At 48.0% G+C, this 5,481-nt stretch carries 6 protein-coding genes; 2 read left to right on the forward strand and 4 right to left on the reverse strand.

From position 1 onward, the window contains the following. A partial coding sequence (locus HKN79_09995; GenBank protein ID NNC83899.1) for a DUF3857 domain-containing protein occupies positions 1–2,495 on the forward strand: 2,495 nt, incomplete at its 5' end. Positions 2,496–2,616: 121 nt separating this feature from the next. Next, positions 2,617–3,252, forward strand: a complete 636-nt coding sequence (locus HKN79_10000) for a hypothetical protein (GenBank protein NNC83900.1) — start codon at positions 2,617–2,619, stop codon at positions 3,250–3,252. Positions 3,253–3,269: 17 nt separating this feature from the next. Here HKN79_10000 and HKN79_10005 read toward each other — a convergent pair whose 3' ends face one another. From HKN79_10005 to HKN79_10020, 4 genes are all read right to left on the reverse strand, one after another. Further along, complete coding sequence (locus HKN79_10005) at positions 3,270–4,313, reverse strand: mechanosensitive ion channel family protein (protein NNC83901.1); 1,044 nt, start codon at positions 4,311–4,313, stop codon at positions 3,270–3,272. 55 nt (positions 4,314–4,368) lie between these two features. Next, positions 4,369–4,602 (reverse strand): N-acetyltransferase, encoded by a 234-nt coding sequence (locus HKN79_10010; GenBank protein ID NNC83902.1) that lies wholly within the window; start codon positions 4,600–4,602, stop codon positions 4,369–4,371. Between the two features lie 93 nt (positions 4,603–4,695). Next, entirely contained in the window at positions 4,696–4,965 is a 270-nt protein-coding gene (locus HKN79_10015) for a hypothetical protein (protein ID NNC83903.1), read from the reverse strand. A gap of 10 nt (positions 4,966–4,975) precedes the next feature. After that, positions 4,976–5,461 carry a hypothetical protein gene (locus tag HKN79_10020; protein ID NNC83904.1) on the reverse strand — a complete coding sequence of 162 codons (486 nt, stop codon included), beginning with the start codon at positions 5,459–5,461 and terminating at the stop codon, positions 4,976–4,978. Positions 5,462–5,481: the final 20 nt, after the last annotated feature.

The following is a 5,481-nucleotide window of genomic DNA, read 5'->3' on the forward strand; positions in this document are numbered from 1 at the left end:
CCATCATCCTATCCGTTTCAGCAGGATCCTATCGATTCAGCAGCACGCCCGATTGGGTGGATGTACATCAGGTGACCGAGTATGGTATGACAGATGATCATACCACCGGCTATAATATGATCCTCTTCGATCGGCAAGAACGACTCAGTACCGAGGAGTTCTATGCGCACATGACCTATGAGCTGCTGAGCCTGGATGGTATACAATCTCTGAGTCCCATCACCATCGATTATGATCCCACCTATCAATCGGTGCGTATCCACAGTATCAATATCATCCGAGATGGGATCACCCTGGACCGTTCTGATCCTGCATACATCACCCAACTTGACCGCGAGACCAGTCTCGAGCGTCATCTTTATGACGGCAGCAAGACCATTGTAGTCAACCTACCCGATCTCAGAGTAGGGGATATTCTGGATTACTCCTACACCATGAAAGGAGAGAACCCCTTTTTCTCAGGATCATACTACGGTGTATATCATACTGATTATTCCATCCCTATCGCCCGTGAATACGTCAAGATTCAGTATCCAGAAGGGATAGGACTACAGTGGCGCACCGATGAGATGACGGAATCCTTTGATGAGAGATCTTGGGGAAATGAGATCGCCCGGATCTGGGATTTCTCTGAAGTGGAAGGCTATGAGCGAGAAAGCGATGTCCCCGGATGGTACGAGTCGCACCACATGGTGGAATACAGCAGTTCGACCAGCTGGTCAGAACTGGCCGGGTACATTGCGCAAGAATATCAGTTGGAAGAGAAAGACAGACAAGCGGCTGCTAGGGTCTTGCGAGAATTGGAAGTGGATGATGATACGGCCTACGAAATCCAAGAACTCATCCACTTCGTGCAGAACGATATCCGCTATCTGGGATTTGAGCAGGGAATCAATGCCTATCGCCCTCATGCACCCCGTGAGGTACTGGAGAATCGATTCGGTGACTGCAAGGACAAGTCCCTTACGCTATGCGCATTGCTTCAAGCCATAGGCTTGGAGGCAGAGCCCATCTTGGTCCACAGTTACAAGGGAAGGATCCTTGAAGAAGGTCTGGTGAACCCCTATAAATTCGACCATTGCGTCATGCGCTATAAGCGCCCCGGGTCGGGCTGGACCTATATAGATCCTACCATGAGCCATCAATCGGGTGATGAAGGATTCGTCCATTTCCCGGAATATCGGAAAGGGCTGCTGCTGAGTGAGGAGGGGGCATTGATAGACCTTCCCATTTCTAGAGAAGGGCGTGTAGAGGTGAAGGACGTGGTCCTTCCCGATGGTATAGGAGGTGGGGCTACCTATGAGATCACCACCACTTACTACGCAGATGAGGCCGATTATCAGATACGCATCTTCAATAACAACGATCTGGATCTGATGCAGGAGCGCTATCTGGATTTTGCATCCAATCTCTATCCCGATATCCAGGTGCTCGATTCGCTGAATGTGGTAGAGTCCACCTATGAGGGTCTGGGCATGTTCGTCACCTATGAGAAATATAGAGTGGATTCCATCTGGGCCGAAGATGTGGATGGCACCATTTACTTGGAGCTCTATCCACTCAGTTTGGAAAATCTGCTCGAGTATGATCGTGAAGTAGATCGTACGATGCCCCTCTCTGTCTACCCGAAAGACTATACGCATACCATACTTTGCAAATTACCTGAAGAATGGACTATCGAGTCGGGTGAAATAGATTTCAGTGGAGAGGATTATTCAATGGGGATGCTCTCGCAATACAATCCGGATTCCCGCATGCTCACATTGGAGTATACTTATCAGGTAGAGACCGATCACATTGGAACAGATGAAGTAGGGAGATTCATAGAGGACAACAAACTCCTGATGAGCAACATCGGCTATTATCTCACCTACCTACCGGGTATGGGGGGATTTGAGTTCAGCTGGTTGGCCTTTGTGGGAGTCTTCATTCTCTTCGCTCTATTTGCCTATCTCTTCTATCGGCTGTACATGGATTATGACCCACGTAAAGAGACTGTGGGGACACCCCAAACGATCGGTAGCTGGTTGATACTTCCTCTATTGGGACTCTTTATCGGATTCTTCCGTATCGGGTATCAGCTCATCACAGAGTTCGGACTGTTCAATGCTACCAGCTGGAGTGGCTATATGAAATTGGAGAATGCCTATCTATCCGTCATCCTATGGGAGATCGTGTACAATGTGGCTCTTCTCTCTTTCATCGTGCTCTTGCTGGTCCTGTTCTTCAAGAGACGTACGTCCTTGCCGATACTCATCGTCATATTCTATGCGGCCAATCTATTGATGCCCTTTTTGGATCTGGCCATCGTCAATTCTTTAGCGGGCATGGCTTGGTCTTCTGAAGAAGTGATGAGTGTCGCTAAAGCAGCCGTGGCTGCCGGCATTTGGATTCCGATCTTCTTGGTCTCCAGTCGGGTGAAGCGGACCTTCGTCAAGAACCGTTCAGAGGATGACCTCGGACTGATCGAGGAGACAGAGCCTATCATAGCCTAGCATCCCTCAGAGGCCGTGTTTGCTCTAGATTCTACGGAGAATTCCTATATTCAATGGGTCATCCAGACTCAATGTCATGTCTTATTTCAGAATTCTTTCAGCCCTTGTCATCCTGATAGCGATGCAGTCAACGAGTGAAGCTCAGCTCCTCGGATTCAACTATTCGAAATTCTATGCCCAAGGTGATTTCAATCGGAATATCGATCAAGATCCAGCCGGAATCAGCTTCATTTATTTCCATGACTTGGGAGAAGAAACTCCCTGGAGCATCGGAGCAGAATTGGGCGTGGCCATGTACTCCATGAAGACCTTCGATGCCGTGGATCCGCAAGGCCGGGAATTCGTGATCCATGAGGAGGATTGCTTCTGGACATTCCACGCCATTGCAAGACATTCATTTTACAGATCCGAATTACTTCAGATCCATGCTGAGGGGCGACTAGGCATATCCACCTTCTTCAGTGATCAATACCCAAATATCGAAGAAGTAGATTTCGAAGGACATTCTGAGACCCATGGCACGGCATTCAATGCAGGTTTGGGAGCGGGATTCTCCGTCAATCTGAGTGGCCTTCTCCATGGAGATGGGGATTCGCGGGATAGGGTATGGTTCAGTACGGTCTATACTCAATCTGCTGGTACACGGTCGCGCTACAGGAATGCACCTGAGGATGTCTTGCGATTGGATGAAGGGGAATATCGATCCTTAACGGATTATGCCAATTTCAGATTCGGTGTGCTCTTCCGTTTGGATTGATCGGTCCTACTTGACCATCACGGACGATCCGAGCGGTCAGAGTCGGAATTCGGTTTCTGCTGCTTTTCCTGTTTTTCCTTTTCTGCTTTCCAGCGCGGTCTGGTTCCTTCTCCTTCGTCTGGCCAACCTTCCCGTTGAGCTGAACGGTCCCCATCACTCTCTTCGGTCTGATCATGGAAGAGATGTACTTGGGTCTCATAAGGCATATCTATGCTTGCATCATCCAAGGCATGCTTCACGGCTGTGATCACCCGATCATTGATGTGTACCACATCGCTTCGTCTACTCTTGCTCCACCAGCGTACTCTCAAAGTCACCCTACTGGCATCTAGGCCCCATACGAGTGCTTCGACATCTTTCTCTTGAGAGACACCCTCTACTTGGGAAACGGCTTTCTTGATGACCTCTTTGGCCCTCTCTATATCATCTGCGTAGCCAATGCCGACATCATATTGACTTCTGCGGATCTCATTGGCTGTTTTGACCTTTACGGCAGAAGTATAGATGTCACTATTTGGGATGACCACCCGTTGATTATCGTAGGTCCTGATGATGGTGGCACGAGTCTCTATACGCATGACCGTGCCTTCGTGACCACTTACTTCGATCTGGTCATCGACTTCGAACGGTTGCCGGAGCAGGATCAAAAGGCCGGCCAGCCAATTCTGAAGGATATCCTTGAAGGCAAATCCGATAGCCACTGAACTCACACCCAGACCGGCTATGATATCTCCAGGCTTCAGGGTAGGGATGACGATAGTCGCAGCCAATACGAATCCGGAGATCAACACGATCCAACGTATGAAACCTCCGGCTACCTGGCCTAGATTCTCCCGACCGCGTTTCTTGCTCTGTCGTGTGACGAATCTTTTGGCAAAACGTGCCAAAAAATAAAATGCGACCAGTACAAGGATCGCAACGATGATATTCGGAGCTAGGCGTACGATACCATCTATCCAGCTATCTATCCGCTCGATGGCCATGCCTGGATCGACATCTATGTTCTGTTTTTCATCCTCTACGACATCCAGTTGGAGTCTGAGAAGATATACGAGTTTCATTAGGTGTATATCGAACAGGTTCATGGCCGAGATTTATTTTGGATTCTAGTTCGGATCAGGATTTCCCCACCACCATGTTGGAATATTGTGGATTCTCATTGAGAAAGGATTTCGTGAACGGGCATCGGGGTTTCACTTTTGCATCCTTGTGCTGGAGGTGTTCCATCACGCTATGTAGGAATCCAGAACCGACTCCATTGTCCCTCAGGGTGAATGGGACTTCGATATGGATCAGCTCATAGACATCATCATTCTTACTGTAGTCCAAAAGGACGTGCTGACCTTTCATGTCAAGCTCAAAGCGATTCTTATTCGTATTATCTATAATGTGATCTGCGTTGTGCATAGTTCTTAGAGTTTATATAATTCTTCATTGATTGACTCAAAATTCATTGATTCCGTGAGTGCGATTTTTTTCAGAAATGATCTCTTGGCTGATACCAGCCATACATGAGAAGGCTCTCCTGTGCTCGAATTCATTGAAGTTCTTTTTATTCCATATCTTCAGATAGGTGTCATGAACTATTTCCTGAGCGGTGGCCCTATCACTGACAGCACGCATGGCGATTCCCATGAGAGATGAGGCATATTTCTCATAGAGATGGTCAAATGCTTCCTTGCTTCTGGATTCTATCAGGGTCTTCAGCTGCATACCTTCCATATCACTCTGTCCCATCTGGTGGGGTACTCCGTTGACAGTGACTCTTGAAACTGCGTAGTAGATACAGCCAGCCATCATCGGATTCCAATAAGGCGTGGTAGTCCTCAGCCTGCTCTCCGGATTTCTCTAATTCGCTATGCGTGACTTCCATGGTGGTGGAGTCATCCGATTCTTGTGAGAATGTGATGCGCACGCGTGAAGAGGCCTCGGGTCTTTGTATCTCTTCTCGCTCACTATCGATCTTCCAGAGCATCTCTATTTCCTTACCTTTTTCGTTCTCCAATACTCTTCCCCAAGTGATCTCTTTTCCAGAAGGATCCTTTTCGATACACTTGCCAGAATCATCCACATCGATGCACATTTCTGCGTTGGGGTCTTTGAACCAGGTATAGTCCTTAGGCCACCAGTCATCGATATCTTGAATGAATCGCTCATGACATTCAGTCGCTGGAAGGTCCAGTGTGATTCTTTGTTTGATGTTCTTCATGCTGCTTCAGTATTTGATTT

Source organism: Flavobacteriales bacterium, assembly GCA_013001705.1.
Taxonomy (GTDB): domain Bacteria; phylum Bacteroidota; class Bacteroidia; order Flavobacteriales_D; family JABDKJ01; genus JABDLZ01.